The organism is Actinophytocola algeriensis (assembly GCF_014203735.1).
Classification (GTDB): domain Bacteria; phylum Actinomycetota; class Actinomycetes; order Mycobacteriales; family Pseudonocardiaceae; genus Actinophytocola; species Actinophytocola algeriensis.
Genome location: NZ_JACHJQ010000002.1, coordinates 941,217 through 967,310, shown reverse-complemented (window position 1 = coordinate 967,310; position 26,094 = coordinate 941,217). Strand labels below are relative to the sequence as shown.

The window sequence follows — 26,094 nt, the reverse complement described above, 5'->3', positions numbered from 1 at the left end:
TCGCTGGTGGACCGAGAGGCATGAACCATGCGTGAAATCCACACCGGCACCGGTGACCTGCTGGCACACGTCGAACGCGGCGTCGCGGTCGTCACCCTGAACCGGCCCGACCGGCGCAACGCGCTCTCGCCGGAGATGCTCACCGCGTTGTCCGCGCTGCTGCCCGAACTGGAGGACGCCGAGGACGTGCGGGCCGTCGTGCTCACCGGCGCGGGCGGCGCGTTCTGCGCGGGCGGCGACGTCAAGGCGTTCGCCGCACGCGGTGGGGAGGGCGGCGGTACGACCGTGCCGCACGAGGAGCGGATCACCCGCCAGCAGGCCATGCAGCGGGCGATCACCGGCCGGTTGTACGACTTCACCAAACCGACTGTCGCCGCGTTGCCCGGTGCGGTCGCCGGTGCGGGGCTCGGGCTCGCGCTGGCCTGCGACCTGCGGGTCGGGCAGCCGGGGACGGTGTTCGCGACCGCCTTCGGCAAGGTCGGGCTCTCCGGCGACTACGGCGCGACCTGGCTGCTCTCCCGGCTCGTCGGTCCCGCACGGGCCCGGCGCGCCATGTTCCTCGGCGAGCGGATCGACGCGGCGACCGCCGAGCGGTGGGGGCTGCTCGACTGGGTCGTCGACGCCGGTGGACTGGCCGGGTTCGCCCGCACGACGGCCGCCGAGCTGGCGGCCGGGTCGCCGGAGTCCCTCGCCGCCATGAAACAGAACCTGCTCGACGCGCAGCGGTACGGGCTCGCCGAGGCGATGGACCGCGAGGTGCCCCGTCACCTCGCGTGCGGGCTGACCGACAACCACAAGGAGGCGGTGCGGGCATTCGTGGAGAAGCGCCCGCCCGTCTTCAGCTGAGCCGCCGGGCACGGGAAGTTTCAGGGGCGTACTTGGCGGGACAGGGAGGACGCATGGGCGGGGAGCTGTCCATCGGCAGGCTGATAGGGCACTTCGCCGCCACCCGGCCCGACGTCGTCGCGCTCGTCGAGGACGGTTCCGCCGACGTGATGACGTGGGCGGAACTGGACCGCGCCACCAATCGGCTGGCGCGGGCGTACGCGGCGGCTGGCGTGGTCAGGGACTCGGTCGTCGCGGTCGTGCTGCCGAACTCGGCGGCGTTCGTGCGCGCGTGTGTCGCGGCGTGGAAGCTCGGCGCGACCGCGTTGCCGCTGTCGGTGAAGCTGCCGCCCGCCGAGCGGGAGCGGATTCTCGCGCTGGCGCCGCCCGCGCTGGTCGTCGAGTCCGAACCGGACAGTGCGGGGCTGGCCGGCACGGAGCTGCCGGACGTCTCGCCGACGTACTGGAAGGCGCTCACGTCCGGTGGCAGCACGGGAAAGCCGAAGCTGATCGTGAGCCACGACCAGCCGAAGTGGGACCCCGGCCAGGCGGTGGTCGAGTACATGCACGCTGACGGCGTCCAGCTGGTGGTCGGCCCGCTGTACCACAACGCGGCGTTCGTCTACGCCATGCGCGGTCTGTTCAGCGGGAGCAGGCTCGTGGTCATGCGCGGGTTCGACGCGGCCCGGGTACTGCGCCTGGTGGACGAGCACGCCGTGACCTGGATGCAGCTCGTGCCCACCATGATGAACCGGATCTGGAAGCTGCCGCCGGAGGTGCGGGCCGCCGCGGACCTGTCGTCGCTGCGGACGCTGCTGCACGTCGGCGGCCCGTGTGCGCCGTGGCTGAAGGAGGCCTGGATCGACTGGCTCGGCCCGGACCGCGTGGTCGAGGTGTACGCGGGCACCGAGAACCAGGGCATCACGATGATCACCGGCCGGGAGTGGCTGACCCACCGGGGCTCGGTGGGCAGGGCGATCCGTGGCTCCCGTTTCCAGGTGCAGGACGAGCACGGCGACGTCGTGCCGCCGGGGGTGGTGGGTGAGGTGTTCCTCATGCCCGAGGGCGGCCCCGGCTCGACGTACCACTACGTCGGCGCGACGCCACGCGGCCGCGACGGCTGGGAGTCCCTCGGCGACCTCGGGCACTACGACGAGGACGGTTACCTGTACCTCGACGACCGCTCGACGGACTGCATCGTCACCGGCGGTGCGAACGTGTACCCGGCGGAGGTCGAGGGCGCGCTGGACTCCTACCCGGGGGTGCGGGCCAGCGCGGTGATCGGCCTGCCGGACGAGGACCTCGGACAACGGGTGGTCGCGATCGTCGAGGCGGACCAGCACGTGACGGCGGCCGCGCTGGACGAGCACCTGAGGTCGTTGCTGGCGCCGTACAAACGCCCGCGCGCCTACGAGCTGACGCGGTCGGCGCTGCGTGACGAGGCGGGCAAGGTGCGCCGTGCCGCGTTGCGCGCGGAGCGGCGCACCTCGCCGACCGGGGCGACGTCGTGACCGCGGACCTGGCGGCCTGGCGCGCACACCGGTCCGGGGTGTCCACAGTGGACGAGCTGGTGTCGGTGCTGGCGGTGGAACGCGTCTCGGTGACGACGTTCACCGGTCACAGCACCACCGTGCCGGCGCGGCGGGTGTTCGGCGGCCAGATCCTGGCCCAGTGCGCGGTGGCCGCGGCGCAGACGGTCGCCCCGCCAGCGGCCCTGCACTCGATGCACGCGTACTTCGTGCGAGCCGGCCGTCCCGGGGTGAAGCTCCACTTCGAGGTGACGACCCTGCGCGACGGCCGCTCCTTCGCCGCACGTCGCGTGGACGCGGTGCAGGACAACGAGATCGTGACCTCGATGAGCGCCTCGTACCACGTCCCGGAGGAGGGGCTGGCACACCAGGACCCGATGCCGGCCCGCCCGGCGCCTGCCGACCTCCCGGCCCGCACACCGTTCCACGTCGCGGCGGACGGGCCCGCCCGTGCAGGCGCGGTGGACCTCCGCGCGGTCCCTCCCGGAGGGGACGAGCCGGAGTCGTCGGTGTGGCTGCGCATCACCGCGCCGCTCCCGGACGACGCGTTGCTGCACCAGGCGATGTTGATCTACCTGTCGGACTTCAGCATCCTGCACGGTGCGTTCCGCCACCACGGCGTGGCCCGCAGCCAGGTCCGCACCGCGAGCCTCGACCACAGCATGTGGCTGCACCGCCCGGGCCGGGCGGACGACTGGCTGCTCTACGAGAGCCGCAGCCCGTCCGCCGCGGGCGCCAGGGCGATGGGACAGGCGGCGCTGTTCACCGCCGAGGGCACCCTGCTCGCCACCGCGAGCCAGGAGATGCTCGTGCGGCCAGTGCCCCATTGACGGCGGTCAGGGGCACCTGCCGATCCGTCAGCGTTGTGGCGCGGGTCCCGGGGAACCGCCGGGCGCCGGGGTTCCTCCGGTCGGCTGCGGTGGTGTGAGCGGGGAACCGGGGTGCAGGCGGTCCGCCATCTCGACCTTGGGCTGGTTGTACTCCGGCTTGTAGTGGTCCGGCATGAATGTTTCGACCACGACCTCCATGCCGAGGCTGGCCGCAACGCTGACGCCGAGCCCGATCAGGCCGCCGACCACTCCGCTGATCCTGGGCGCGACCCTGGTGAGCACCGCTGACGTGGCCTTGCCTGTCGCGACATCGGCGCCTATCTTCGCGCCGGCCGCGTAGAGCGTCTGCTCGCCCTTGAGCGCGCCGTACAGTTCGTTGCCGATGCCGAGCCCGGCGCCGAGGTACGGCAGCCTGCGGAAGGTCGCTCGCGCCTTGTGGGCGCCGGGGTGCTCGGTCGCCTTGCCGTGCTGTCCGGCCGCCGCCGTCTTCACCCATTCCCTGGTGGCACGGTATGCGGGGTCGGTGAGGAACTCCTCGTACTGGGCCACCCTGCCGAGGGCTTCGTTCCTGAGGGAGCCCGCGTGTTCGGCTGCCGCTCGCAGGGTCGCGCGTTGGGCGGTGGTGAACTCCTGATAACGCTCGCCGTTGGCCCAGTCGGTGAACAACTGCGTCTTCTCGTCCCAGCGGTTGGCTTCCTTCAACGCGGCGTCGCGGGCTCGCGCGGTCTCGAAGCGACCGTCCTTGTCGTCGACGCCCTCCCCGAACGCCGCGACTTCCTTCGCCGCCACCGACCCTATTTTCCAGGCTTCGCCACTGCCCTGGCCTGGCGCGCCGAACGTCGCGCGCAGCGCACCATGTGCTTCGTCCTCGGCGATCCGCGCCTGCTTCACGATCTCGCTGCAGGCGTTGAACACGGCCGCCTTGGCGTTGTACGCGTCGACCTTGGCGTTGAACGAGGCGATCGCGGCGTTGTACTTCTGCAGGGTGTCACTGGTGGCCGCCGCCGGCTTCGCCGGCGCTTCGCCGATCATCGCCGCGCGATCAGGCGAATGGATGAAGGTGCCCGCGACCTCCAGCCCGCCGTCCGCCGCTGTCGTCATCGCGCCGTCCATCGTGCGGCCGATGCTCTCCAGTGCGCTCGCGAAGTCGCGCAACGCCTGTTCGTAGGTGTGACAGGTGAAGGCGAGGTCGTCGCAGTCGTCGCGGGGCGCGGCCACCTCGTTGACGAACACGCCCGCGGCTGGGCCGGTCCACCCCGAGAGTGCCGTGTTCCGCGCGCTGTTCGCCCCGTTGGCGGCCTCGGTCGCCATCAGGCTCAGCTTCCTGAGCCAGTCGGCCGTCGCGGTGCACGTGCCGGGGCTGCCGTTGACGAGCGTGTTGAGTGCGGTCACCGGTTCTCCCAGGATCGTGCGTCCGTTCGCTTGTCCTCGTCGTAGACTCGCGTGTCGCGGAGTCCGCTGTCCTGCTCGCGATTCTGCTCGGTCAGGGCGGCGATGCGTTCTGTCGCGGCGAATTCGTCGGCGACGGTGTTCTCGATGTCGTTGTAGTCCCCGTGACCGAGCTCCACGGCGTGCCCGCTGTCGTCGAGGAACTCGGCCAGGATGACTCCGGCGCGGTGCACGACCGAAAGCCGTGCGCCGACGAAGCTCGACGACAGACCCGCGTCGACCTCGGGAGCCGCGCCCTGGGTCGCGCTGTCGAGTGCGGACGCCGCTGCCTTCAGATGACTGGCAATGGAGTCGAGGGCGGCCGGTTCGAAACCGTAACCGTCTGGCATGAGTACTCCCTCCTCGTTGACCGGTGGCGGTTGCTACCGGACACCGTGCTCACCGGTGCTTGTCTGGGCACTGTCCACGGAGAACAGGTCCTCGCGGCTCCAGTCCACGACGGGAGCCGCATGCCGCAGGTCCTCATCGAGCACCGCGTCCATCAGCACGCCGTGGGCACCGGTCGTCCGGACGATCTCGTCCAGGTCCTGTGGGCGGACCGCGACGGCCGCCTGGTGCGGACCGCACGCGTCGAGCAGGTCGGGCAGCGACCCGTACCCGAGAACCATCGGCTCACCGGGAACCACGCAATGCAGTTCGAGGTGCACCTTCTTCGCGCCGGGCCCGACCGGACGGGACGGAATCCACACCCGCGTGATCGGCGGCGCCGGCTCCACGGGCAGCAGGGGCTCGAGTTCACGCACGTCCGGCTCGGCGTAACGGATCCCGGCGGGATGCCAGGCGTCCAGTGCGACGAACACGGGGCGCCCCGCCGCTTCGGCGGACGCGACCAGGCTCGACGGGCGGACTCGGGCCCACGGCTGTCCCGGACCGCACGCCGCCACGAGGTACCGCGACTCGGTGTAGCAGAAGAGGACCTGCTCATCCCGGTCCGTGACATACAGTTCGAGGTCGCCGTCGGGCAATGTCAACGCGAGCAGCTCGTCGCGCCCGTCGGCAGCCATGTCGTCGAGGTCCCTCAGCACGCGTCGGCCGAAGGGCACCAGCGCGCCGCCCGTGGACCGTCCTGAGTGGACCGACCGGCCGCGGGCGGTCATTTCGCGGCGAAGAACCGGTTGGCCTCGCCGGAGAAGACCAGCACGATGACGGCCACCGCGAGCAACCCGACGAGGATGTTGATGATCAGCAGCACGGCGATCGTCGGTGCGAGCAGGGACGCGACGGTACCGAGCAGGCTCAGCGCGGCGAAGACCACGGTCACCACCCGCGCCCACCGCGCGCCCTTGCCCAGGTTGAGCGCGGCGAACGCGAGGACCGCGCCGATGATCAGGACGCCGATCGCGACCCCCGAGTAACTGGGCGCCGCGGCCTCGACAAGCTCACGCGGCAGCGCCTTCCTGGCCTCGTTGTCCCCGATGTAGGCGTCGAGCAGGTCGTCGGCGAACGCGAAGGTCAGAATGACGCGGAACACGAGCAGCCCGAGCATCGCCCACACGGCGAGCGTCGCGTTGCGCACGGACTGGGGCACCACCGCGGGTGGGGTCGTCGACATGTTTCCTCCCTGAATTCGTGTTGCGTACCTGACATGGACTCCGCGATCGGCCCCGCCGTTCCATTCGTGGAGAATCTGTCACACTCGGCGGGGCTCGGCCGCCGCACGTTTCAGGGAACTGGTGCGACCGCGGCACAGTCATATGCCGCGTTCGCGCAGATCGGAGGTTTCCGTTGGGGCAGGTCACCGCGACAGTGGATTTCGGTACCTCGCACACGGTCGCCGTGGTGTCCGGTCCTGCGCTGCCCGCCCGGCTGGTCACGGTCGACGGGCAACCGTGGTTCCCGTCCGCCGTGTTCTGGACCGGGCGGGGCACGGCGGTGGTCGGCACCGACGCGCTGCGGCTGGCCCGGGCCGAACCGGCCCGGCTGGAGCCTCGGCCGAAGGCCAGGATCGCGGATGCCGAGGTGCTGCTCGGCGACACCGTGGTGCCCACGACCACGCTGGTCCGCGCCGTCCTGTCCCGGGTCGTCGCCGAAGCCTCCGCGACGGCCGCGGCACCGGTGCAGCACCTGGTGCTCACCCACCCCGCGAACTGGGGCTCGACGCGGATCGGCGCGCTGCTGACCGCGGCCCAGGGCCTCGCGCCCCGGCTGTCCACCACGTCCGAGCCGGTGGCCGCGGCGGCCTGGTTCGCCCACCAGCACGAGTTCCCGGTCGGCGCGTCGATCGGCGTGCTCGACTTCGGCGGCGGCACCTGCGACGCGGCGGTGGTCCGGCGGGAACGGTCCGGGCTGAGCGTGGTCGGCTGCGCCGGCCTGCCCGATCTCGGCGGGGACGATCTCGACCAGCGCGTCGTCGACCGGATCCGCGTCGACGAGCCCGCGGTCGCGGACCTGCTCGACCGCCAGCAGCGGTTGCGGCCCGACGAGATGGCCGCGCTGCTCCGGTTCCGCGACGATGTGCGGGCCGCCAAGGAGGTGCTGTCCCGCCACCCGCAGGTCGACATCGCGATGCCCGACGACCTGCCCGACCGGCTGCTCACCCGGCCGGAGTTCGAGCGCCTCGTGTCGGCGGACGTCGCCCGCGCGGTCGACCTGCTCGCCGACGTGGTGGCGGGCTGCGGCCTGACCCCCGGCGACCTGCACGCGGTGCACCTGGTCGGCGGCGCGAGCCAGATCCCGTTGCTGGGCACCCTGCTCGGCGCCGCGTTCGGCACCCGGATCCGGCTCGACGAGGCGCCGCAGTCCGTCGTGGCGCTCGGCGGGCACACCCTCACCGACGCCGACCGGTCCACCGCCGATGACGTCGCCACCCGCCCGGTGAGCGAGCCGGACCCGGCACCCACCGGACCGGTCCGCACGGCGGCGCCCGTGCCCGCCGCGGCGCGGGACCGGCGCCAGGCGTGGATCGCGGTCGCCGTCGCTGCCGTCGTCGCGCTCACCGCCGTCACGGCGGTCGCCCTGGGCGGCGGCCGCACCGTGCCCGGCGCCGCACGGGCAGCGGGGTCGGCGCCCGAGCGGCTCTCCGTGCCACCGCCCGCCGACGGCGACCCGATCACCGTGCCAGGACAGTCGACGCAACGCCTGCCGGTCGTCGAGAAGGGCACCGGGATCCGGTACGAGCAGGGCGGGGTGACCATGATGTGGCGGCTGGACTCCTTCATCGACACCCCGGAGCAGAGTGCCGAACTCGCCGAGGCCGGGGTCCACACCGACGACGAGCACCGGCTGGTGCTGGTCCGGATCACCACCGGGCCGGTGGACCAGCAGGCCAGCCCGAAACAGGTCGAGGCGGAGACATACGTGGTCGACGACCGCGGGTTGATGATCAGCTCGGACGATGATCTCCGGCTGGCCGGTTGCCCGGACCGCGTCGGGGACGAGCTGCTGGAGCCAGGCGAGCAACGGCAGGCGTGCCTGGCGTTCCGGTTGGGACGGACCACGCCGGTGACCGAGGTCGCGCTCACGCCCAACAGCACCGCGGCGCCAGGCGACCGCATGCCGACCGCGAACGGCGCCCGGGTCCTGGTGACCGGACAGCGGGTGGACGGCGCGGCCCAGCCGCTGCCGCGCGAGGCGCTGCCGCTGCTGGTCCCGCACACCTTCCGTGCCGAGGACGGGTCCTACTCCGCCGACGTCGCCGTGGCGGACCTCGTGTCGGCGCCGTCGGCCTACTTCAGGACCGAACCCATCGGCCTGCCCGGCACCCGGGGCGTGGTGGCGCGCCTGGCCATCCGGGTGCCCGCCGACTCCGACATCGCGCCGCCGCTGCTGGTCCAGCTCCGCGACGACCGGGGCACCACCATCGAACAGGCCGACGAGGTGGTGGGGCAGGAGTGCGTCGAGAGACGACGGCTCACCGAATCCACGGCCGTCCAGGTGCGCTGCTTCCTGTTCGCGGTGCCGACCGCGACGCCGGTGCGGGACGTGGAGATCTCGCTCTACGGCACGGACCCGACCGTGTGGGCGGCGTCGTGAGCGAGCTTGCGAGCGAACCGGCATCACGGAGCGCGGGTGAACTGACCGTCGCCATCGACTTCGGCACCACCAACACCGTCGCGGTGGCCAGGCGGGACGGGGCCGCGCCGAGGGTGGTCAGTGTGGACGGCGCGCCGCAGCTGCCGTCGGCGGTGTTCCTCGGCGACGACGGCGGGCTCGTCGTCGGCACGGACGCGCTGCGGCTCGGCCGGTCCGCGCCACACCGGTTGGAGCCGCGGCCCAAGGCTCGACTCGACGAGGACACCCTCCTGCTCGGCGAGACCACGGTCGACGTCCTGGCGGCGGTGCGGGCGGTGCTGTCCAGGGTCTGCTCGGCCGCGGCCAGGCAGGCGGGCGGACCGATCGACCACCTGGTGCTGACCCACCCGGCCGACTGGGGCCCGGTGCGGATGGGCAGGCTGCCCCGCGCCGCCGCCGGTCTGGCGTCCCGGCTGAGCCTGGTGCCGGAGCCGGTCGCCGCCGCCGTGCGGGCCGGGCTCGCCGACGGCGCCGCGGTGCTCGTGGTCGACCTCGGTGGCGGTACCTCCGACGCCGCCGTGGTCCGGCGGCACGGCTCCGGGTTCGCGGTACTGGCGTGCGCCGGGCTGCCGGACCTCGGCGGCGACGACCTCGACCAACGGATCGTCGACCGGCTGCGGACGGCGGCGGAGCCGCCCGCCGACGACAAGGCGCGGCGGGCGGAGCTGCTGGTGCGCCAGGACGCCCGCGCCGCCAAGGAACTGCTCAGTCGTCACGAGTCCGCACTGCTGTCGGCGGGCGCCGCCGAGCCGGCGACGTTGTCCCGGGCCGAGTTCGAGACCCTGGTGGCCGACGATCTGCTGCGGGTGGTCGAGCTGGCAGGCCGGGTGGTCGAGTCGTCCGGTGTGGACCGGGCGACGCTGCGCGCCGTGCACCTGGTCGGCGGCACCAGCAGGATCCCCCGCGTCGCGGAGCTGCTCAGGACGGCGCTGGAGCTGCCGGTCCACCCCGACCCGGAACCGGAGGCCGGGGTCGCCTGGGGCGCGGTCGGTCTGGCCGCGGCCGACGAGTCCGTCACGCCGACGCGACCCGTCCACCCGGCACCGGTTGTCCCCGGTGCACCGAGCCGCCCGCGGCGCACGCGCGCGCTGGCCGCGGCCGGCACCGTGGTGCTCACGGCGGCGGCGCTCGTGACCGCCGGTGTGCTGGCCGGCGGCAAGGAGGTCGGCGGCACGCCCGTCGCCGTGCGGGCCGGCGGCCACCCGACGGCCACCTCGGACCCGGACGCCCCGGACCCGATGCCGGAGTTCCCGCCCGTGCGGCCGGGTTCCCCGGTGACGGGCCCTGGGTCGCCCAACCCGACGGTCGTGCCGCCGGGCGGCACCGGGTTGTTCCGGGCCACCGGAACCTACGAGGGCGCCACCGAGACCCGGGTGGAGGTCCGGCTCCAGCGTGGCGAGGTGGCCGACCGGACGGCGCCTGCCGGCTACCGGTGGGTGGTCGCCGGCGTCGAGACGACCCTGCGGGTCGAGGGCGAACTCAACGCGGGCGACGGGCACAACGTGTACCTGCTGGACGACCGCGGCCAGCTCGTCGACACGGTCGACCGCGCGGGCGACGTCACCGTGGAACTCTGCGGCTCGAGCCAACAGGACCTGCCCGCCACGCCCCAGGGCACGCCCCGGATCGAGTGCGCCGCGTTCCTCGTCCCGGCCGCCACCGCCGTGCGCGGCGTGGTCTACGTCGACCGGACCGTCGACCGGCTCGGCGCGCACGCGCTGCTGTTCCCGGCCGACCTGCCCGCGACCGGCCCCGCGGCCCCGCCGGGTGGTGAGGGGCAGGTCGGCGGCCCGCCGCTGGAGGTCGACACCGGCTCGGGCTACGCCGATGTCGCGATCGCCGACCTCATCGACACGCCCTCGGCGTACCTGGCGGACCCGAAGCCCCCACCCGGCTCCCGGCAGTACGTCGTGCGCTTCTCCATGCGCGCGGGCGGTGTCGGCACGGCGCGGCTGCCGAGCGTCGCCGGCGCCCTGCACGTGCTGGACGACCGCGGCCTGCTGGTCTCGGCCGACGTGTTCGTCCGTTACCACCTGCGCGAGTGCCCCGACCCGTACGAGGAGCCCCCGGATGTCCCGCCGGGCGACACGGCTCAGGGTTGCCTCGTGTTCGGGCTGGCCCGGGACGCCACGATCAGCCGGATCGTCTACGCGCCCCGCACCGCGAGCGGCGCCCCGGCCGACTGGCGGATCTGGAACGTGCCCACCTGAGCCGCCATGTCGACCGGAGCGTGCGCCGGCCGGGCGGGGTGTCAGCCGGGCGGCGGAGGAACCGTGCTCGCGACGGGTGCGTCGGTACTGCCGTACCGGTCGCGAGAATGGGGGAGCCTGTGGTGCGCCACCGATCACTCACCGCGCGTGGCAGGCGCACGGGTGCCCGCGTCACGGCGGCCCTCGCGGGCGTCGCGGCCCTGCTCGCCGTGTCCGCGCCTGCGCAGGCCGCGCCGCTCCGTGCCGGTCAGGTCGTCGTGGTGGCCGGGCTCGGGCCCACCGGGTTCTCCGGTGACGGCGGCCCGGCACGGGACGCCAGGATCAGCGTCGAGCGGATCGCGGTCGGCGCGGACGGATCGGTCTACCTGACCGACACCGCACGTGTGCGGCGGGTCGCCCCGGACGGTGTGATCGACACCGTGTACGTCGCGGGCGCCGAACCGGGCTCCGGGAGCCGCCCGACGATCACCGGGATGGCGGCCGCCCCGGGCGGCGCCCTGTACCTGACCCTCGACGACGACTACGAACGGCAGCTCAGCAGGATCGACCCCGGCGGCGCGGTGACGGTGGTGGCGCGCGAGGACACGCTCGGCGCCGCCACGTCGGGACCCGCCGAGGACGACGACGTCGCGGTCGACGCCGAGGGCAACGCGTACCTGTACGACGCCACCAACAAGCGCGTCGTGCGGGTCGACCGGGCAGGCCGTGTCACCCGGGTCGGCGAGGCGGCCGTGGACCTGGCCGGTGTGTGGCTCGCGGTCGGCCAGGACGGCACGGTGTTCCTGACGAGGATCCCGGAGCCAGGGCGCGGTGTGTCCGGTGGCCAGATCCAGGCGCTCGGCCCCACCGGTCCGCTGCGCACCGTCGCCACCGTCACCGCCGCCATGGACACCAGGGGACTGGGCGGGCCCGCGGTCGCGCCAGACGGTCGCGTGTACTTCGTCGACCACAACCGCGAGCAGGTCATGCTGGCCGGCGAGGACGGTGCGAGCAGCCCGGTCGGCCCGGCACTGGACGGCATCGGCGATCTCGCCGTCGGTCCGGACGGCGACCTGTACGTCAGCCGCGTCGAGACGCTCACCGGCACCAGCCAGGTCCTCCGGCTCGTCCAGCACGGCGCCGCGAACGCGGCCCGACCCGTGGCGCGGGCACGGTCGGCGTGGGCCGACGACGAGCCGGGCGCCGTGCACACGGTCGCAGGCAGCGGCAAGCGGCCACCGGCCGCGCAGGACACGGTGCGGATCACCGAGGACGAGCGGGTTCCCGGCGGGCTCGCGGTCGGGCCGGACGGCACGATCTACGTCGCCGAGCCGTACCGCCACCAGGTGCGCGCCATCGCGCCGGACGGCACTGTCCGGCGGTTCGCAGGCACCGGCAGGAGCGCCGAGACCGACGGCGCCTACCACGACAAGACGGCCACCGAGGTCGTGCTGAACCGGCCGACCGGGGTCGCGGCCACGGCAGGCGCCGTCTACCTCACCGCCAACGGCCTGCTGTACCGGGTGACGCCCGACGGGATGATCGACACGGTCGAGACCTGGGCGGAGTCCGCGCAGGACAACCTCGACGCGCCCCGCCTCGTGGCCACCGATCCCGCGGGCACGGTGTACTACTCCGACTACGTGTCCATCCAGCGGCTCACGCCCGGCGGTCAGGAGATGGTCGTCGGGTACGAGCGGGACGCGGAGGAGAGCACCAGCCAGGCACTGCGCACCCTGCTGCACGACGTGCGCTGGTTCGCCGTCGGCCAGGACGGTTCGGTCTACTTCGTCCAGCGGGCCGCGAACGCGGTCGAGGTGGCCCGCCCGGACGGCACCGTGAGCACGCTCACCGGCGGCCCCACGGCGGGGTACGGGGGTGACGGCGGACCGGCCGAAGGCGGCGTGCTGAACAACGTGCTCGGCGTCGCCGTGGGCGCGGACGGCGCGTGCCATGTCGCCGACGCCAACAACAACCGCGTCCGCCGCGTCGACCGGAACGGCGTCATCACGACGGTCGCGGGCAACGGGAAGCGGGGCGACGGTGGCGACGGTGTTCCCGCCGTCGCCACCGAGGTGACCGACCCGACGGGTGTCGCGTTCGGACCGGACGGCACGCTCCACGTCCTCACCGCGGGCGGCCAGGTGCGGGCCGTCGGCACCGACGGTGTCATCCGCACCGTCGCCGACCTCGACCCGGCACCGGTCCGCAAGGCCACGGACGTGCCGTTCAGCGACCTCGAGTCGTTCGCCGTCGGCGCGGACGGGACGGTCTACCTGGCCAGCGCGACCGGCGTGCACTCGGCCCGGCCAGGCGGTGAGCTGCGGCCGGTCGAGCTCCACCCCCCGCTGCCCACGTTCGTCAAGTACGGCCCGACCGGTCCGCTCGAGGCCGGACCGCTGACCACCGGACCGGACGGCTCGCTCTACCTCGTGCCGGACGCCGCGCTGCGCCGACACCCGGACGGCGCGGTGGTGGCGCTGCTCGGTGGTGGCATGGACAACCGGATGGCCGACCAGCCGATCGAGAACTGGTCGTCCCCGACGGACTACACCTTCCGCGAGGGCGACCCGCACGACATCGCCGTCGCGCAGGACGGCACGCTGTACCTGAGCACGTCCCACGGCGTCTACGCGATGAGCGAGGACGGCGCACTCGACGTGGTGCTCAGGGCGGGCGAGCACGAGTTCTTCGACGGCATCGCGCTCGACCCGGACGGCACACCGCACGTCGTCACCGGCCTGAGCGGCGTGGACCGGGTGGTGGACGGGAAGGCCGAACCTGTCGTCGGCAGGGGCCGCGACGATGCGAACCCGGTCTACGACATGACCCTCGAGGACCCGGAGGACATCGCGTTCACGACGGACGGGGTGATGTTCGTCAGCGCGGGCTCGGAGATCCACCGGTTCTCGCCGGACGGCGAGACCGAGGTCGTCCACCGCGGTGAGCACGGCCCGGTGACCCAGCTCGCCATCGGCCCGGGCGGCGACCTGTACTTCCTGCAACCGGACACCGCCCAGGTGCGTGTCCTGGTCAGGGCCGCCGACGCCCCGGCGATCTCGGGAGGTGCGCCATCGGGCATCTCCGCCGGGACGGTCGTCACCGTCGCGCTGGTGGTCCTGGTGGGCGGCGGCATCGTCCTGGCACGGGTACGCGCGCACCGCAGACCTACGCCTCAGACCACAGCAAGCAACGGTGACCCCGCCTCCGGAAGCGCCGAGTCCTGATGCCGGAAACCGGCATGGCCCGTGTGCCGATCCGGCGTAACGTCGTTCTCCCATGGTGCGGAGTCCTGTTGGGACTGTCATGGACGACCTCGCGGCCGCACTCGGGCGGCTGACCGACGCGTTCCCCGCCGACCTCGGCCCGGCCGCCGACCCGTTCGAGCGCAACGACTTGTTCGACAACCTGGTCTACCACGGCAACTGGGCGGTCGACTCGGAGCAGGCCGCGTTCGTGAGCCGAATGGTGGCATGGGCACCGCGGACCATGCGGTTGTGCATCGACGGGCACTTCTCTCCACCACGGCGGCGGAGTGCCCGCCCGGTTCGTCGAGGCGCGATGGCAGGAGTGGCCGCACACGTGGTACGGGTGGGGTACGGGCAGAGCCGTGCCAGCCACGGTTTCTACAGTGCCACCGCGCCGTCCAGGAACCGCCGAGCAGTTCCCGGACTGGAAGCGCACGCCAGAAAAGGGAAGCTCCGCGACGACATCACCGGTGGACGTAACCCGGTATGTGCGCGGTGCTCATGGTCGGGGGGAGGTCGGGTGGCTTCTGGTACCGAGGTGGCCGGTCTGACCGCGGTGATCGTCGACGATCATCCGGCTGTGCGAGCTGGGGTCGGTCAGTGGCTGACCGAGGGGACTCCGCCGGTCACGGTGGTCGCCGAGGGCGCGGACGTGCGGGTGGCGTGGCTGGGGCGGGGCGCCGACGCGGATGTGGTGATCCTGGACCTCAACCTGGGCGGCCCGGCCCCGGTGCTCGGTGACCTGCGCCGGCTGGTCGACGCGGGCAGGCGGGTGGTGGTCTATTCCATGCGCGCGGACGACAGCATCGCGTTGCAGTGCCTGGAGTTGGGCGCCCACTGCTATCTGACGAAGATCGAGGGGGCGGCGCACCTGGTGAAGGCGGTGCACGCCGCGGCGTGGAACAAGCCGTACACGCCGCCGTCGCTGGCCGGGGCGCTCGCGGGTGATCGGTCCGAGCGGCGGCCCGCGTTGTCGTCGCGGGAGATCGAGGTGCTGATCGAGTGGTTCCAGTCGGAGTCGAAGGAGTTCGTCGCCCACCGCCTCGGGATCTCCCCGAGTACGGTCAACTCCCACCTCGAACGGATCCGGGTCAAGTACACGCAGATCGGCAGGGAAGCGCCGAGCAAGGTCGCGCTCGCCGCCCGCGCGATCGAGGACGGCCTGATCAATCTGGACGACCTCTGACTCGCGAGCCCGTCGAACGCGGGCGAGCGGCCGGTGGCGGGAACAGCGGTGGCAGGAACCGCAGCATGAGTGCGGACCACACGAGGTGCGTGATCATCGGTGCCTGGATCCCGCCCGAGGCGCGTCGCTGCAGTGCGAACAGCGTGCCCATGACCGCGGACGCGGCCACGAGCACGGGGTTGCGGGTCGCGGTGGTCGCGAGCACGTAGGTGCCGGTGGACACGACCGCCGGGTTCGCGTGGCGCACCGCCGCGTACAGGGCGCCGCGGAAGAACACCTCCTCCGCCGCGCCGTTCACCAGGGTGGTGGCGAGCACCGCGCCGCCGCTGCCCTGGTGGGCGTAGGCGAGGATGGACGTGAGCATGCGGTTGAGCGGCGGGATGCGCCTGCACACCAGCGCGCACCCGTAGAACGGCGCGAAAGCTGCCGCCCCGAGCAGGACCGGCACCAGCGCCGGGCGCCGCAGCCGGTCGCCGCCGCCGAACGCGCGGCCGAGGTGCAACGGCCCGGACAGCAGGCCCCCGGCGACCCAGGTGGCCGCCGTCGCGGTGGTCAGCCGGTAGAACCGCGGCGAGCCCGGTGTGGTCGACAGCGAGGTGCCGAGCAGCCCCGCGCCCGCCACGGCGGTCACCGTGACGACCCGCCTGCGCCGCCGGATCGCCTCGGACGTCTCCCGGTGGTCGCGCGGGACCTCGCGGAACAGCGTGCGGAGGACCCGCATCACCGCGCGGCCTCCGACGCGGCCCTCGTCTCCCGCGCCCGTTCCGCGAGCGCGGCGAGCACGGCGTCGTCGAAGTTCATCGGCTCGTGCGGCACCACCTCGTCGATGGTGTGGTCGTGCACGACCACTTCGGTGTTCATCGAGTCGATCAGGGCCCGGCTGGTCCGCGCGTCGACCCCGGCGAACACCGCGATCCACTGCGCGGACAGCCACGTGACCGGGCCGACCATCGGCACCGGGGCGGGGAGCATCGGCAGGAAGCGGCCCTCGATCACCGCGAGCCTGCGCATCATGTCCAGGTATGTGTAGACGTCCCGGCCGCCGATCTCGAACGTCCGCCCCTCCGCGGCCGGCGCCTCCAGCACCCTGACGAGGTAGTGGACGACGTCCGCGACCGCGATGGGCTGACAACGGGTGTACACCCACTGCGGCACCACCATCAGCGGCAGGCGCTCCACCAGCTTGCGCGTCATCTCCCAGGAGGTGCCGCCGTGCCCGATCACGATGCCCGCACGCAGCGTCGTGACCGGCACCCCGCCCTCGCCGAGGAGCGTCTCCACCTCCCGGCGGCTGCCGAGGTGCTCGGACAGCTTCCCGTCGTCCGCGCCGAGCCCGCCCAGGTAGACGATCCGCCGGACCCCGGCTGCCGCGGCGGCCGCCGCGAACGTCCGCGCCGCGTCGGCGTCCCGCTGGGCGAACCGCGGGTCGTCCAGCGAGTGGACGAGGTAGTAGGCCGCCCCGCAGCCCTCGGCCGCCGCGCGCAGCGAGCCGGCTTCCCGCACGTCGCCGTGGACGGGCGTCCCGGCGCCGCGGTAGCGGTCGACCTCGCGGGTCATGGCCCGCACCTCGTGCCCCTCGTCCACCAGCGCGGCCGCCAGCCGCCGCCCGACGAACCCCGACGCTCCCGTCACCAGTACCCGCATGGCCCCAGCCTCGCCGATCAGCGCCGTCGGCGCGCGGCGGGACGCGGATGACGGCGGTGGTGCACCCGGCGCCGACGCACGCACACCGTCGCCGGGCAAGGCGGCCTGGAGCGCCTACGGGACCGCAGCCTCGCCACTCAGGACCGGTCGGCCGGCTCGTGGCACACGGCCTCGAGGTTGATGCCGTCGGGGTCGAGCACGAACCCGCCGTAGTAGTCCGGGTGGTACTCGGTCCAGGCGGCAGGGGAGTGCAGCGGCGTGGCGCCGGCCGCGAGTGCGGTGTCGTAGAAGCGCCGCACGAGGTCCCGGGAGCCCACGGTGAAGGCGACGTGCATGTTGGTGCCGACCGTGCCGTCCGCGATGAGCCAGAAGAACGGCTTGCCGCCGACGCCGAACCCGTGCATCTCTGGCAGGTCCGGGCGGGCGGGGACGTGCAGCTTCGTCTCGATGCCGATGACCTCGAGGACCCGGCTGTAGAACGCGATCGACCGGTCGAGATCGGGCACCGCGACGTTGAGGTGGTCGATGCGGGAGCCGGTGTAGGGGGAGGCGGTGTCGCTCATGTCCCGCACTCTGGCAGCGGTGGCGGACATCGAGTGTCCGCTTCTTCGGGGACGATGGCGTCATGGCAACCACGTCGTCGCGGGCGCTGACCCTGCTGTCGCTGCTGGCCACCCGCCGCGAGTGGTCGTGCGTGGAACTGGCCGAGCGTCTCGCGGTCAGCACCCGGACCGTGCGGCGGGACATCGGCACCCTGCGTGACCTGGGGTACCCGGTGGCGGCGGCGAAGGGGCCGGACGGCGGGTACCGCCTCGGGGCCGGCTCGACCCTCCCGCCGCTGCTGTTCGACGACGACTAGGCGGTCGCCGTCGCGCTGGCGCTGCAGACCACACCGCTGACGGTCTTCGGGCTGCGGGAGGCGAGCGCCCGGGCGCTGGAGACGCTGCGGCAGGTGATGCCGGTGCGGCTGCGCGCCGAGATCGACGCCATGCAGCTGACCTCGCTGCGCAACCACTGGGAGTTCGCCGCGCCGCCGATCGGGGCGGCCACGCTCAAGGCGGTCGGCGACGCGGTGCGCGGGCGGCACGTGCTGCGGTTCGACCGGCTGCGCGCCGACGGCACCCGGCCCGGCCCGCGCGACCCCGACTTCGCCGCGCCGCGCGCGGTCGAGCCGCACCACCTCGTGGTGTGGGCCGGCCGCTGGTACCTCGTGGCCCGCGACCCGGACGACGACACGTGGCCGATCTTCCGCGTCGACCGGATCCACCCGCACGACCCCACCGGGATCCCGTTCACCCGCCGGCCCCTGCCCGGACGCGGAGTCGCGGAGCACGTGGTCACCAGCTTCGACCGCGGCGACACCCCCGCCCGCTGGCAGTGCCTCGGCTCGGCGGTCCTGCGCCACCCCGCGGCCATCGTCGCGCGGTGGGCACCGGGCGGGTCGGTCGTCGAACCCGTCACCGAGGAGACCACCCGGCTCACGCTCGGCGCGTGGTCCTGGGCGGGCATCGCGGGCATCCTCGCCACCTTCGACACCGACCTGACCGACATCGAACCGGCCGAGCTGCGCACCGCCTGCGCGACACTCGCCGACCGCTACCAGCGCGCGACGGGCGGATGACCCGGCTCCGCGTCCGTGGTTCGGGGTGAAGCGGGTGTTGCGTGGTTCCGTGTCACCCGAGCCGAACCGAGGGTCCGGTGTCCACATGGGACCGGGTGGAGCCGATCAGCGTGCACCGTCCATTGTGGATCTTCGGGCGGTGATGGTGACCTGGTCACCGACGGCGACGTGGCCCGGGGTGTGCACGGTGGCCTTCATGCCGAAGGCGACACCGTCCGGCTCGCGGCGGTAGTCGGCCAGCGTGCGCAACGGTTCGGGGCCCGCCCGGACGCCGGCCAGCTGGTCGACCATGGTGACCGCGCACCGGATCGCCAGCTCGCCGAAGCCGAACTGGGCGGTGCCCACGGTCATGCGGGCGACCAGGTCCTCGGTGTGCGCCTCGGCCCAGCCCGTGACGATCACGTTGGGGCGGAAGCGGTCCATCGGCACCGGGGCGGCACCCTTGGCCTGGATCCGTGCGTTGAGGCCGTCCAGCGACGACCGCGACGTGATCAGCAGCGCGGTCGGGTCGGCGCCGGTGCGGGCGCCCGGTGGCTCACGCACCAGGCGGACCGGAACGTCGAGCACCTCGGACAACCACCCCGCCGCCTCATCGCCCTGGTCGATCCCCGTGCCCGGCCACTTCTCCACCTCGACCGCCAGGGTCCGCCCGCCGGACGCCACGTCCACCTCGAGGTCGTCCGCACCGGGGGCGCTCAGCACGATGCCGGCGCCCGCGTCCAGCACCCGGCCTCGAACGACCGCCATCCGCGGCACTTCGCCCTGCCACAGGCTCGCACCTGACCGGTCGACGACCGCGAAGGTCCGGTCGTGCGCCAACCCGGCCGGCGTGACCTCACCGCGCTCCAGAACGACCCCGGCACACCCCTTGATCGGGTAGCACACCAACCCGGTAACGACCGCCACATCACCAAAGTACTACCGCACCGACGATGTGACGCCGGGATCGGACCGCGGACTCGGGCCGGCTGAACCAGGCCAGGCCCTGTCAGTCCAGTGCACCTCGGCTGACGGGGAAGTCGAAGTACGTGTCGGGGAAGGGTTCGTCGTTGAGGGTGAAGTGCCACCACTCCTCGGGGAGGTTGCGGAACCCGGCGTCCGCGAGCGTGGTGCGGAGCAGGTCGCGGTGGTGGCGGGCGGCACCGGTGATGGCCGGGTTGTCGGTGTGGGACAACGGGTCGAAGCAGTCGTAGCCAGTGCCCATGTCGACGCCGTTGTCGGGGAAACGCTGCTCGACCGGGGCGAAGCAGGCGACCAGCGGCTCGCCGGGGCGGTACGGCCGTTGGGGACCCGCGGGCAGCTTGACCAGCGTGACGTCGAGGGTGCTGCCGCGGCTGTGGCCGGACTTCTCCGCGATGTAGCCGTCGGCGAACAGCCGTGACTTGTCGACGTTGGGGTAGAACTCGGCCTTCATCCGTTCGTCGTCGAGGTCCGTGGCCCAGCGGACGAAGTGGTCGACCGCGCGCTGTGGGCGGTAGCAGTCGTAGACCTTGAGCGTGTAGCCCTGCCGCAGCAGCGTGCGTTGTGCGGTGCGCAGGGCTGTCGCGGCGTGACGGGTGAGGATGCACTGCGGTTGCCGGTAGCCGTCGATGCGGTCACCGACGAAGTTGTGCCGCCCGAAGTAGCGGATGTCGTACCGGATCGTCGGGTCGACGTCGTGCAGGACGACGAACTCGGGTGGCGCGCCGTGCTTGTCGCTCGCGGCGGCGGGTGCGGCGAGAGCCACGCACGAGAAGAGGGCCAGCACAGCCGCGCTGAGGCGGGAGGTTCGGGACACGAGGACTGTTATACACAAAGCCGGACCCTGCTGGGCAGGGACGAGGTCGCCGGGCGCGCCGTGGGCAGCGAGTTGCCGCTGAGTGACCGCGGTGTGCGGGCTGCCACGCCGACCCCCACCACACCAGAGACTCCTGACCGGGCGGTGGGTGCGGCGAGTCTGGTGCGGGTGTGGCACCAGTTCGGCGGGCGAGACTTTCGGCGTGATCCTGCGCTCGTAAGGAGCCCGACATGTCCGTAGCAGTGCACCTGCGTGTGGTCAGTCTTGCCGAGCGGCCCGACCTCGCGTCGGCGATGTTGACCATGGAGTCGACCTGGCCCGCGTACGTCCGAGCGGAGCCACTGCTCATCAACTGGGCCTTCGAGCGGCATCCCGAGCACCAGCTCGTCGTGCTCGACGGTGAGGGTGACGACGAGCGGGTGATCGCCAGGGCGGCGAGCGTGCCGTTCGCATGGGACGGTGACGTCGACAGCCTGCCCGACACCGGCTGGGACGAGGTGCTTCGCCAGAGCATGCTCGACACCTACGCCGGGCGCGAGCTCACCGCCGTGTGCGCGCTCGAGATCGCCGTGGTCCCCGGTTCGCAGGCCAGGAACCTCTCCAGCCGGACACTCGTGGCACTCAACGACAACGCGCGACGTTTCGGGTTCGCCGACCTCATGGCCCCGGTCCGGCCGAGCAACAAGCACGCCGAACCCGAGACGTCGATCACCGACTACACGGCGCGTACCCGGTCGGACGGGCTGCCTGCCGACGCCTGGTTGCGCGTGCACGTCCGGGAGGGCGGCCAGATCATCAAGGTCTGCCCGGTGTCGATGGCCATCGCCGGGAGCCTCGCTCAGTGGCGCGGGTGGACGGGCTTGCCGTTCGACACCGACGGGCCGGTGGCGGTGCCCGGCGCACTGACGCTGGTCGAGGTCAGCGTCAAGCACGACCGCGCTGTCTACATCGAACCCAACGTGTGGATCCGGCACCGCCTGACCACGTGACCAGTCCATGGGCCGCGACGCGGCAGCCCACCGCCCATCAACGCCCGAACCCGGGGCGTCCCTAGTAGACACAGGAGTAGGACGAGATGATCCCCTTCAGCACCGCGCCGAGCGAGAAGATCGACAGCGGCGGCGGCAAGTGCATGTACGCACAGCTCGACCGCTTCCGCGAGGCCGCTCCCGCGGTGGCCGTCGAGCTGCCAGAGGGTGTCGTGGTGTGGTCCATCACGCGAGGAGACGTGGTCAAGTACCTGCTGAACCACCCGGGTGTCTCCCGCAACCTCAGGAACAACCTGCCCATGTACGTGCCGGGCGAGGTGCCCTGGCTGTCGCCGTGGGTGGACGTGGAGTCCATGTCCACCGCTGAAGGCCGCGAACACCAGCGGCTGCGCAAGATGGTCGCGCCCGCACTGACACCCAAGCGCATCGACGCGATGAAGCCGCACCTGGATGCCATCGCCGCGACGCTGCTCGACGAGCTGGCGATCCGCGCGGCCGGCGGACCGGTGGACCTGCACACCGCGTTCTCCCAGCAGCTGCCGACCAGGATGATCTGCGACCTGTTCGGCGTGCCCGAGGACCTGCGTCCCGAAGTGCTGCGGATCCTGCGAGTCGTGCTCGACACCGACAACGTGCCGGAGGAGGAGTCGGCGAGGGTCTTCGTCGACATCAACACCGCGATGCGCACCCTCATCGAGGGCAAGCGCCGCGAGCCGGGGGACGACCTGACCAGCTTCCTGATCGCGGCCCGCGTCGACGGCGAGGAGCCGCTGTCGGAGCAGGAACTGGTCGACATGCTGATCCTGCTGATCGGGGGCGGCAGCCAGACCACGGTCTCGCTCATCGACCACACCGTCCGGGAGCTGCTCGCCAACCCCGACCAGCTGGCCATCGTCCGGGCGGACCCGAGCCGGTGGCCGGACGCGATCGAGGAGTCACTGCGCCTCCAGTGCCCCGTCGGGCACCTGCCGATGCGGTGGGCCAAGGAGGACATCGACCTCGGCGAAGGCGTCGTGATCAGGAAGTACGACGCCATCATGATCAGCTACCTCGCCCACGGCCGGGACCCCAACGTGTTCCCCGACCCCGAGGTGTTCGACATCGACCGGGAGAACAAGGAGCACATCGCGTTCGGCGGCGGGCCCCACTTCTGCCCCGGCGCGCGCCTGGCGCGGCTGGAGGCCGTGGTGGCGGTACCCGCGCTGTTCGCCCGGTACCCGGACCTGGCACTGGCGACCGCCCCGGAGGACATCCCGCCACTGCGCTCGTTCATGGCCAACGACGTGGCCGCGCTGCCGGTACTGCTGCACCACGAGGCAACGAAGGCCGCCTGAGCCGACGAGGAGCGGACGCCGGATGTGAATCACGACCGCGGACAGGCCGACGGGATCGTGCTGTCGGCCTGCCCGCCAGGCCACGGCGCCCAGCGGCAGAAGCGGATGTCGCGGTGTGTCAGTACAACCACCGGTCCAGGACAGCAGGCCAGAAGCGGGTTCGGTGATCACCGTCGTCGCCGTAGGTGGGCGGGTCGAGGTGGATGATCTGCTCCGACAGGTCGGCGAGTTCGGTGAGTGCCAGCTCTTCCATCGCGTCGTCCTCGTCCCAGCAGCGGATCGCCGTCGAGCTCGCCAGCCAGGTGCCGACCAGGTGCAGCGAACAGAGCCAGTGAGCGATCGACGAGTTGACCAACCTGGCAGCGCCCGAGGTCGTCAGTTCGAGCACACGTCCGGTCTCCGGCTCCGCGGCGTAGACCGAACCGGACCGGCATCGGTCGTCGCCGTATCCCGCGAGCCGGTACATCCCCGACTCCGTCGTGAACGACACCGCGTCGACGACGCCTTCGAGCAACGGCACCCCGCACGAGACCAGCGTCGCCTTCTGCTGTTCGGGGAGCTGCCAGGCGGCCAGCTCCGACTTGTCGGCACGGATGACCCGCCCCGCTCCGGCCCACGCCTCGAGCGCGGTGAACGTCGGAGGAGTCGGAGAAACGCCTGCTGTCACGTCCGACGACCCTAGCCCAGCCCAGCCCAGCCCAGCACGGCCCGGCCGTGCGTCGTGACAACTCGTGGTCCGGCTCCGGCTCGGACTCGACGACCCGGAACAAGCCAGGACCGAATGCTGTCTCGAGGACCGCGGCCCAGCCGTCGTCGGCGTGGAGGCCGAGGTCGGCAGGTTTCTCCTTTCACATCACTGTCGTACGGAGCTGTGCCACGACTTCGGCCTTGGGATGCCGGATCCTGGTGAAGATCGCGAGTGCCTGTTCGAACGCGATGTCCGCGGCGTGGCTGTCGCCGGCGGACAGGTGGGTACGGCCGATGTTCTCGAGGATCTCGCCTTGCCAGTACCAGTCGCCGAGTTGCCGGTCGATCTCCAACGCCTCGGTGAAGCACGCGATCGCCGCGTCGTGATGTCCGAGGTTCCGGTTGATGTCGCCGATGTTGACGAGTGCTTCGGCCTGCCCGTCGTGGCTGCCGAGCCGCCGGTAGTGGGCGAGTGCCTGCTCGCAGTAGGGGAGTGCGGCCGCGTCGTCACCCGTGTTCGACAGCTGCTTGCCCACCGAGTTGAGGGTGTCGGCCTGCCGCATGGATCCCTCCTCGGTCGGTGTCAGTGCGTGGGCGGCTCGTGCGTGCGCGAGCGCCTCATCGAACCGCCCGGCCAGCCCGAGCACCCGCGCGTAGGACAGCTGTACCGAGATCCGGGTCGCGGTGCCCGTGACCGACCCGAGCAGGGGCTCGACGTGGGTGAGTGTCTCGAGCCCCTCGGCGAACCGGCCGATCCGCGCGAGCACGCGCGCCAGGCTGCACAGTGCGCGAACCTGTCCGTCCTGGTCACCACTGGCCCGGGTGGCGGCGATGACGAGCCGGTCGGCGGCGACCCGGTCCTCCAGCCGGCCGTTGCGGCGCAGGTAGGTCGCGCAGGCCCAGACGAGGCGTGCAACGTGGCGGTGGCGGCCGAGGTCGGCTGCGAGACCGACCATCGCCAGCAGCGTGGTGTCCTCGGCGGCGAACCACGTCATCGCGTCGCGGTAGGTCGTCAAGCGCGGGTGGGGCTCGGGAATGCGCAGAACCCCGTCGCGGAAAGGGAGGAGCAGGGTGTCGGCGTGCAGGGCGGTCGTGACGTAGTGGTCGAGCACGCGTTCGACCGCGGCGGTGCGGTCCGGGGCGGTTTCGGCCAGCTCCGTCGAGTACGCGCGGAGCAGGTCGTGGAACCGGTAGCGGCCGGGGACGTACTCGGTGAGAAGGTGGGCGCGGGTCAGGGTGAGCACCGCCGCGCGGGCCGGGGCACCGAGCAGCGCGTCGCATGCCAGCAGGTCGATGTCGGGTCCGGAGTGGACACCGAGCAGTACGAACAGACGTGCCGCGCCGGCCGGGAGGACGGCGTAGGACCAGGAGAAGACGGCACGGACGCTCAGGTCGACCTCGCCGAGGTCGAGGAGGTCGAGCCGGTTGCGTTCCTCACGAATCTCGCGGGCCAGTTCGCGCAGGGGCAGGCTCGGCTGGACCGCGGCGCGCGCGGCGACGACGCTGAGGGCGAGCGGCAGCCGCGCGCACAGCTGGATCAGCTCGTCGGCCGCCGCGTGGTCGTCAGCCACCCACGGCACTCGTTCGGTCAGCAGGGCGCGGGCTTCCACTTCGGACATCACGTCGAGCGGGATGCGCTGCGCGCCATCGCGGATCACGAGACCGTCGAGGCGGTTGCGGCTCGTGACGATCGTGATGCACGACGACGTTCCGGGCAGCAGCGGCCGGACGTGCTCGGAAGACCGGGCGTTGTCGAGTACCACCAGCATCCGTCGGTCGGCGAGCACGCTGCGGTAGAGCGCCGCCTTCGCGTCGAGCTCAGCCGGAATGCTCTCCGGGGCGACACCGAGGGCCTGGAGGAAGTCGTGCAGCGCCTGGCCGGCGTCCATCGGTTCCCGCGGGTCGAAGCCGCGCAGGTTGACGTGCAGATGGCCGTCGGGGAAGCGTGTTTTCACGGTGTGCGCCCAGTGCAACGCGAGAGACGTCTTGCCGATACCGGCGCTGCCGTCGATCGCGGTGATGACGACGGTCCCGCCGGTCTGCTCGGATTCGTCGAGCAGTGCCGTCAGCCGGTTCAGCTCTGCCTCGCGGCCGACGAAGCGCCTGATGTTGGTGGGCAGCTGATGCGGGACCGGGCCAGGGGCCGGCCGGGTGCTCTGCGAGCTGGGTGACCACACCCACGCTGTCGTCGTGGTCTCCTTGTTGCCCACCGTGACCTGCTCGTAGCCGGTGAGCCCGCTGTGCCACACGACCTCCTCGTAGAACCACGCGGAGGCGATGACCGCGAGGTCGCCGCTCGAACCGGCGGCCACCGCGCGGAACGCGGGGGCGTCGACGAGGCGGAAGGCATGCGTGACGGCGCGGCCGGCGACGCCGTGGTCGTCGTGGTGGACCTCGCCCGCGTGCAGTGCCACGCGCAGGCGGATCCGCTCTTCGGGGTCGCGTGCCGCGTTGTGCTCGCTCAGCAGCCCGAGCAGATGACCGGGGAGCGACTCGACGAGTGGGGCCTTCGCGGCGGTGGGCGGGAGGACGACGAGGATTCCGTCCCCGCGGTCCTCGTGGTGGCAGCCTGTCCAGTTCACGCCCGACCGCGCGAACGCGTCGTCCACGATCCGGTACAACGCTGTGCGCACGTTGACCTGGTGGGTGTTGGTTCGCCGGAGGTCGCCGAAGCCGACGACGTCGACGACCACGATCGTGCCGTGCAGTGCGGGGGCCACGCCCAATTGTCACGTACCGCCAGGTCGGGTCCGGGGTCAGCGCACCGCACTGGCC

22 protein-coding genes are annotated in these 26,094 nt (G+C 72.4%); 11 read left to right on the top strand and 11 right to left on the bottom strand.

The window, feature by feature from the left end; all coding sequences use genetic code 11:
• Positions 1-27 precede the first annotated feature (27 nt).
• The 3 genes from FHR82_RS10605 to FHR82_RS10595 are packed head-to-tail and all read left to right on the top strand — an operon-like array spanning position 28 to position 3,184.
• On the top strand, positions 28-846 hold the full coding sequence (locus FHR82_RS10605; RefSeq protein ID WP_184810094.1) for an enoyl-CoA hydratase-related protein: 819 nt from the start codon (positions 28-30) through the stop codon (positions 844-846).
• A gap of 53 nt (positions 847-899) precedes the next feature.
• Positions 900-2,336, top strand: coding sequence for an AMP-binding protein (locus FHR82_RS10600; protein ID WP_184810093.1), 1,437 nt, complete (start codon positions 900-902; stop codon positions 2,334-2,336).
• Positions 2,333-3,184 (top strand): acyl-CoA thioesterase, encoded by an 852-nt coding sequence (locus FHR82_RS10595; protein WP_311771003.1) that lies wholly within the window; start codon positions 2,333-2,335, stop codon positions 3,182-3,184. The genes FHR82_RS10600 and FHR82_RS10595 overlap by 4 nt, the downstream gene beginning before the upstream one ends.
• A 27-nt stretch (positions 3,185-3,211) precedes the next feature.
• Here the strand turns inward: FHR82_RS10595 and FHR82_RS10590 are convergent, their stop codons facing one another.
• From FHR82_RS10590 to FHR82_RS10575, 4 genes are all read right to left on the bottom strand, one after another.
• Entirely contained in the window at positions 3,212-4,576 is a 1,365-nt protein-coding gene (locus FHR82_RS10590) for a hypothetical protein (protein WP_184810092.1), read from the bottom strand.
• Entirely contained in the window at positions 4,573-4,962 is a 390-nt protein-coding gene (locus FHR82_RS10585) for a hypothetical protein (protein ID WP_184810091.1), read from the bottom strand. Before FHR82_RS10585 ends, FHR82_RS10590 begins: the two co-directional genes overlap by 4 nt.
• Positions 4,963-4,995: 33 nt before the next feature.
• A complete protein-coding gene (locus FHR82_RS10580; protein ID WP_184810090.1) occupies positions 4,996-5,637 on the bottom strand; it encodes an SAV_915 family protein in 642 nt (213 codons plus the stop codon).
• Positions 5,638-5,726: 89 nt separating this feature from the next.
• Positions 5,727-6,185 carry a hypothetical protein gene (locus FHR82_RS10575; protein ID WP_184810089.1) on the bottom strand — a complete coding sequence of 153 codons (459 nt, stop codon included), beginning with the start codon at positions 6,183-6,185 and terminating at the stop codon, positions 5,727-5,729.
• A 194-nt stretch (positions 6,186-6,379) separates the two neighbouring features.
• Between FHR82_RS10575 and FHR82_RS10570 the strand changes: the two genes are divergently transcribed.
• The 4 genes from FHR82_RS10570 to FHR82_RS47340 all read left to right on the top strand — a co-directional run bounded on the left by FHR82_RS10570 (position 6,380) and on the right by FHR82_RS47340 (position 15,267).
• Positions 6,380-8,605 carry an Hsp70 family protein gene (locus FHR82_RS10570; protein WP_184810088.1) on the top strand — a complete coding sequence of 742 codons (2,226 nt, stop codon included), beginning with the start codon at positions 6,380-6,382 and terminating at the stop codon, positions 8,603-8,605.
• Positions 8,602-10,854: an Hsp70 family protein gene (locus tag FHR82_RS10565; protein WP_184810087.1), complete on the top strand. Its 2,253-nt coding sequence runs from the start codon at positions 8,602-8,604 to the stop codon at positions 10,852-10,854. The genes FHR82_RS10570 and FHR82_RS10565 overlap by 4 nt, the downstream gene beginning before the upstream one ends.
• A gap of 122 nt (positions 10,855-10,976) precedes the next feature.
• Positions 10,977-14,060 carry an NHL domain-containing protein gene (locus FHR82_RS10560; RefSeq protein ID WP_184810086.1) on the top strand — a complete coding sequence of 1,028 codons (3,084 nt, stop codon included), beginning with the start codon at positions 10,977-10,979 and terminating at the stop codon, positions 14,058-14,060.
• Between the two features lie 559 nt (positions 14,061-14,619).
• Positions 14,620-15,267 (top strand): response regulator, encoded by a 648-nt coding sequence (locus FHR82_RS47340; RefSeq protein WP_184810475.1) that lies wholly within the window; start codon positions 14,620-14,622, stop codon positions 15,265-15,267.
• On the opposite strand, the gene FHR82_RS10550 is transcribed toward FHR82_RS47340, so the two are convergent.
• The 3 genes from FHR82_RS10550 to FHR82_RS10540 form a co-directional block, all read right to left on the bottom strand.
• Positions 15,248-15,988 carry a CPBP family intramembrane glutamic endopeptidase gene (locus FHR82_RS10550; protein ID WP_184810474.1) on the bottom strand — a complete coding sequence of 247 codons (741 nt, stop codon included), beginning with the start codon at positions 15,986-15,988 and terminating at the stop codon, positions 15,248-15,250. The two genes, FHR82_RS47340 and FHR82_RS10550, sit on opposite strands and share 20 nt — an antisense overlap.
• Positions 15,988-16,911, bottom strand: coding sequence for an NAD(P)H-binding protein (locus FHR82_RS10545; protein ID WP_184810085.1), 924 nt, complete (start codon positions 16,909-16,911; stop codon positions 15,988-15,990). Before FHR82_RS10545 ends, FHR82_RS10550 begins: the two co-directional genes overlap by 1 nt.
• 137 nt (positions 16,912-17,048) lie before the next feature.
• Positions 17,049-17,474 (bottom strand): VOC family protein, encoded by a 426-nt coding sequence (locus tag FHR82_RS10540; RefSeq protein ID WP_184810084.1) that lies wholly within the window; start codon positions 17,472-17,474, stop codon positions 17,049-17,051.
• A 62-nt stretch (positions 17,475-17,536) separates the two neighbouring features.
• On the opposite strand from FHR82_RS10540, the gene FHR82_RS47335 reads away from it, so the two are divergent.
• Together FHR82_RS47335 and FHR82_RS10535 are read left to right on the top strand one after the other, a co-directional pair.
• On the top strand, positions 17,537-17,770 hold the full coding sequence (locus FHR82_RS47335; protein ID WP_311771002.1) for a helix-turn-helix transcriptional regulator: 234 nt from the start codon (positions 17,537-17,539) through the stop codon (positions 17,768-17,770).
• A gap of 96 nt (positions 17,771-17,866) precedes the next feature.
• Positions 17,867-18,532, top strand: coding sequence for a helix-turn-helix transcriptional regulator (locus tag FHR82_RS10535; protein WP_311771030.1), 666 nt, complete (start codon positions 17,867-17,869; stop codon positions 18,530-18,532).
• A gap of 105 nt (positions 18,533-18,637) precedes the next feature.
• Here the strand turns inward: FHR82_RS10535 and FHR82_RS10530 are convergent, their stop codons facing one another.
• Entirely contained in the window at positions 18,638-19,438 is an 801-nt protein-coding gene (locus tag FHR82_RS10530) for an MOSC domain-containing protein (RefSeq protein ID WP_184810083.1), read from the bottom strand.
• An 82-nt stretch (positions 19,439-19,520) separates the two neighbouring features.
• The gene (locus tag FHR82_RS10525) at positions 19,521-20,309 is read right to left on the bottom strand and encodes a M15 family metallopeptidase (RefSeq protein WP_184810082.1); all 789 of its coding nucleotides are present in this window, start codon (positions 20,307-20,309) and stop codon (positions 19,521-19,523) included.
• Positions 20,310-20,539: 230 nt separating this feature from the next.
• On the opposite strand from FHR82_RS10525, the gene FHR82_RS10520 reads away from it, so the two are divergent.
• Both FHR82_RS10520 and FHR82_RS10515 read left to right on the top strand, forming a co-directional pair.
• A complete protein-coding gene (locus FHR82_RS10520) occupies positions 20,540-21,298 on the top strand; it encodes an N-acetyltransferase (RefSeq protein ID WP_221463600.1) in 759 nt (252 codons plus the stop codon).
• A gap of 86 nt (positions 21,299-21,384) precedes the next feature.
• Positions 21,385-22,632, top strand: a complete 1,248-nt coding sequence (locus FHR82_RS10515; protein WP_184810081.1) for a cytochrome P450 family protein — start codon at positions 21,385-21,387, stop codon at positions 22,630-22,632.
• Between the two features lie 118 nt (positions 22,633-22,750).
• Here FHR82_RS10515 and FHR82_RS10510 read toward each other — a convergent pair whose 3' ends face one another.
• Together FHR82_RS10510 and FHR82_RS10505 are read right to left on the bottom strand one after the other, a co-directional pair.
• Complete coding sequence (locus FHR82_RS10510) at positions 22,751-23,299, bottom strand: SUKH-4 family immunity protein (RefSeq protein ID WP_184810080.1); 549 nt, start codon at positions 23,297-23,299, stop codon at positions 22,751-22,753.
• A gap of 181 nt (positions 23,300-23,480) precedes the next feature.
• The gene (locus tag FHR82_RS10505) at positions 23,481-26,039 is read right to left on the bottom strand and encodes an ATP-binding protein (RefSeq protein WP_184810078.1); all 2,559 of its coding nucleotides are present in this window, start codon (positions 26,037-26,039) and stop codon (positions 23,481-23,483) included.
• Positions 26,040-26,094 lie beyond the last annotated feature (55 nt).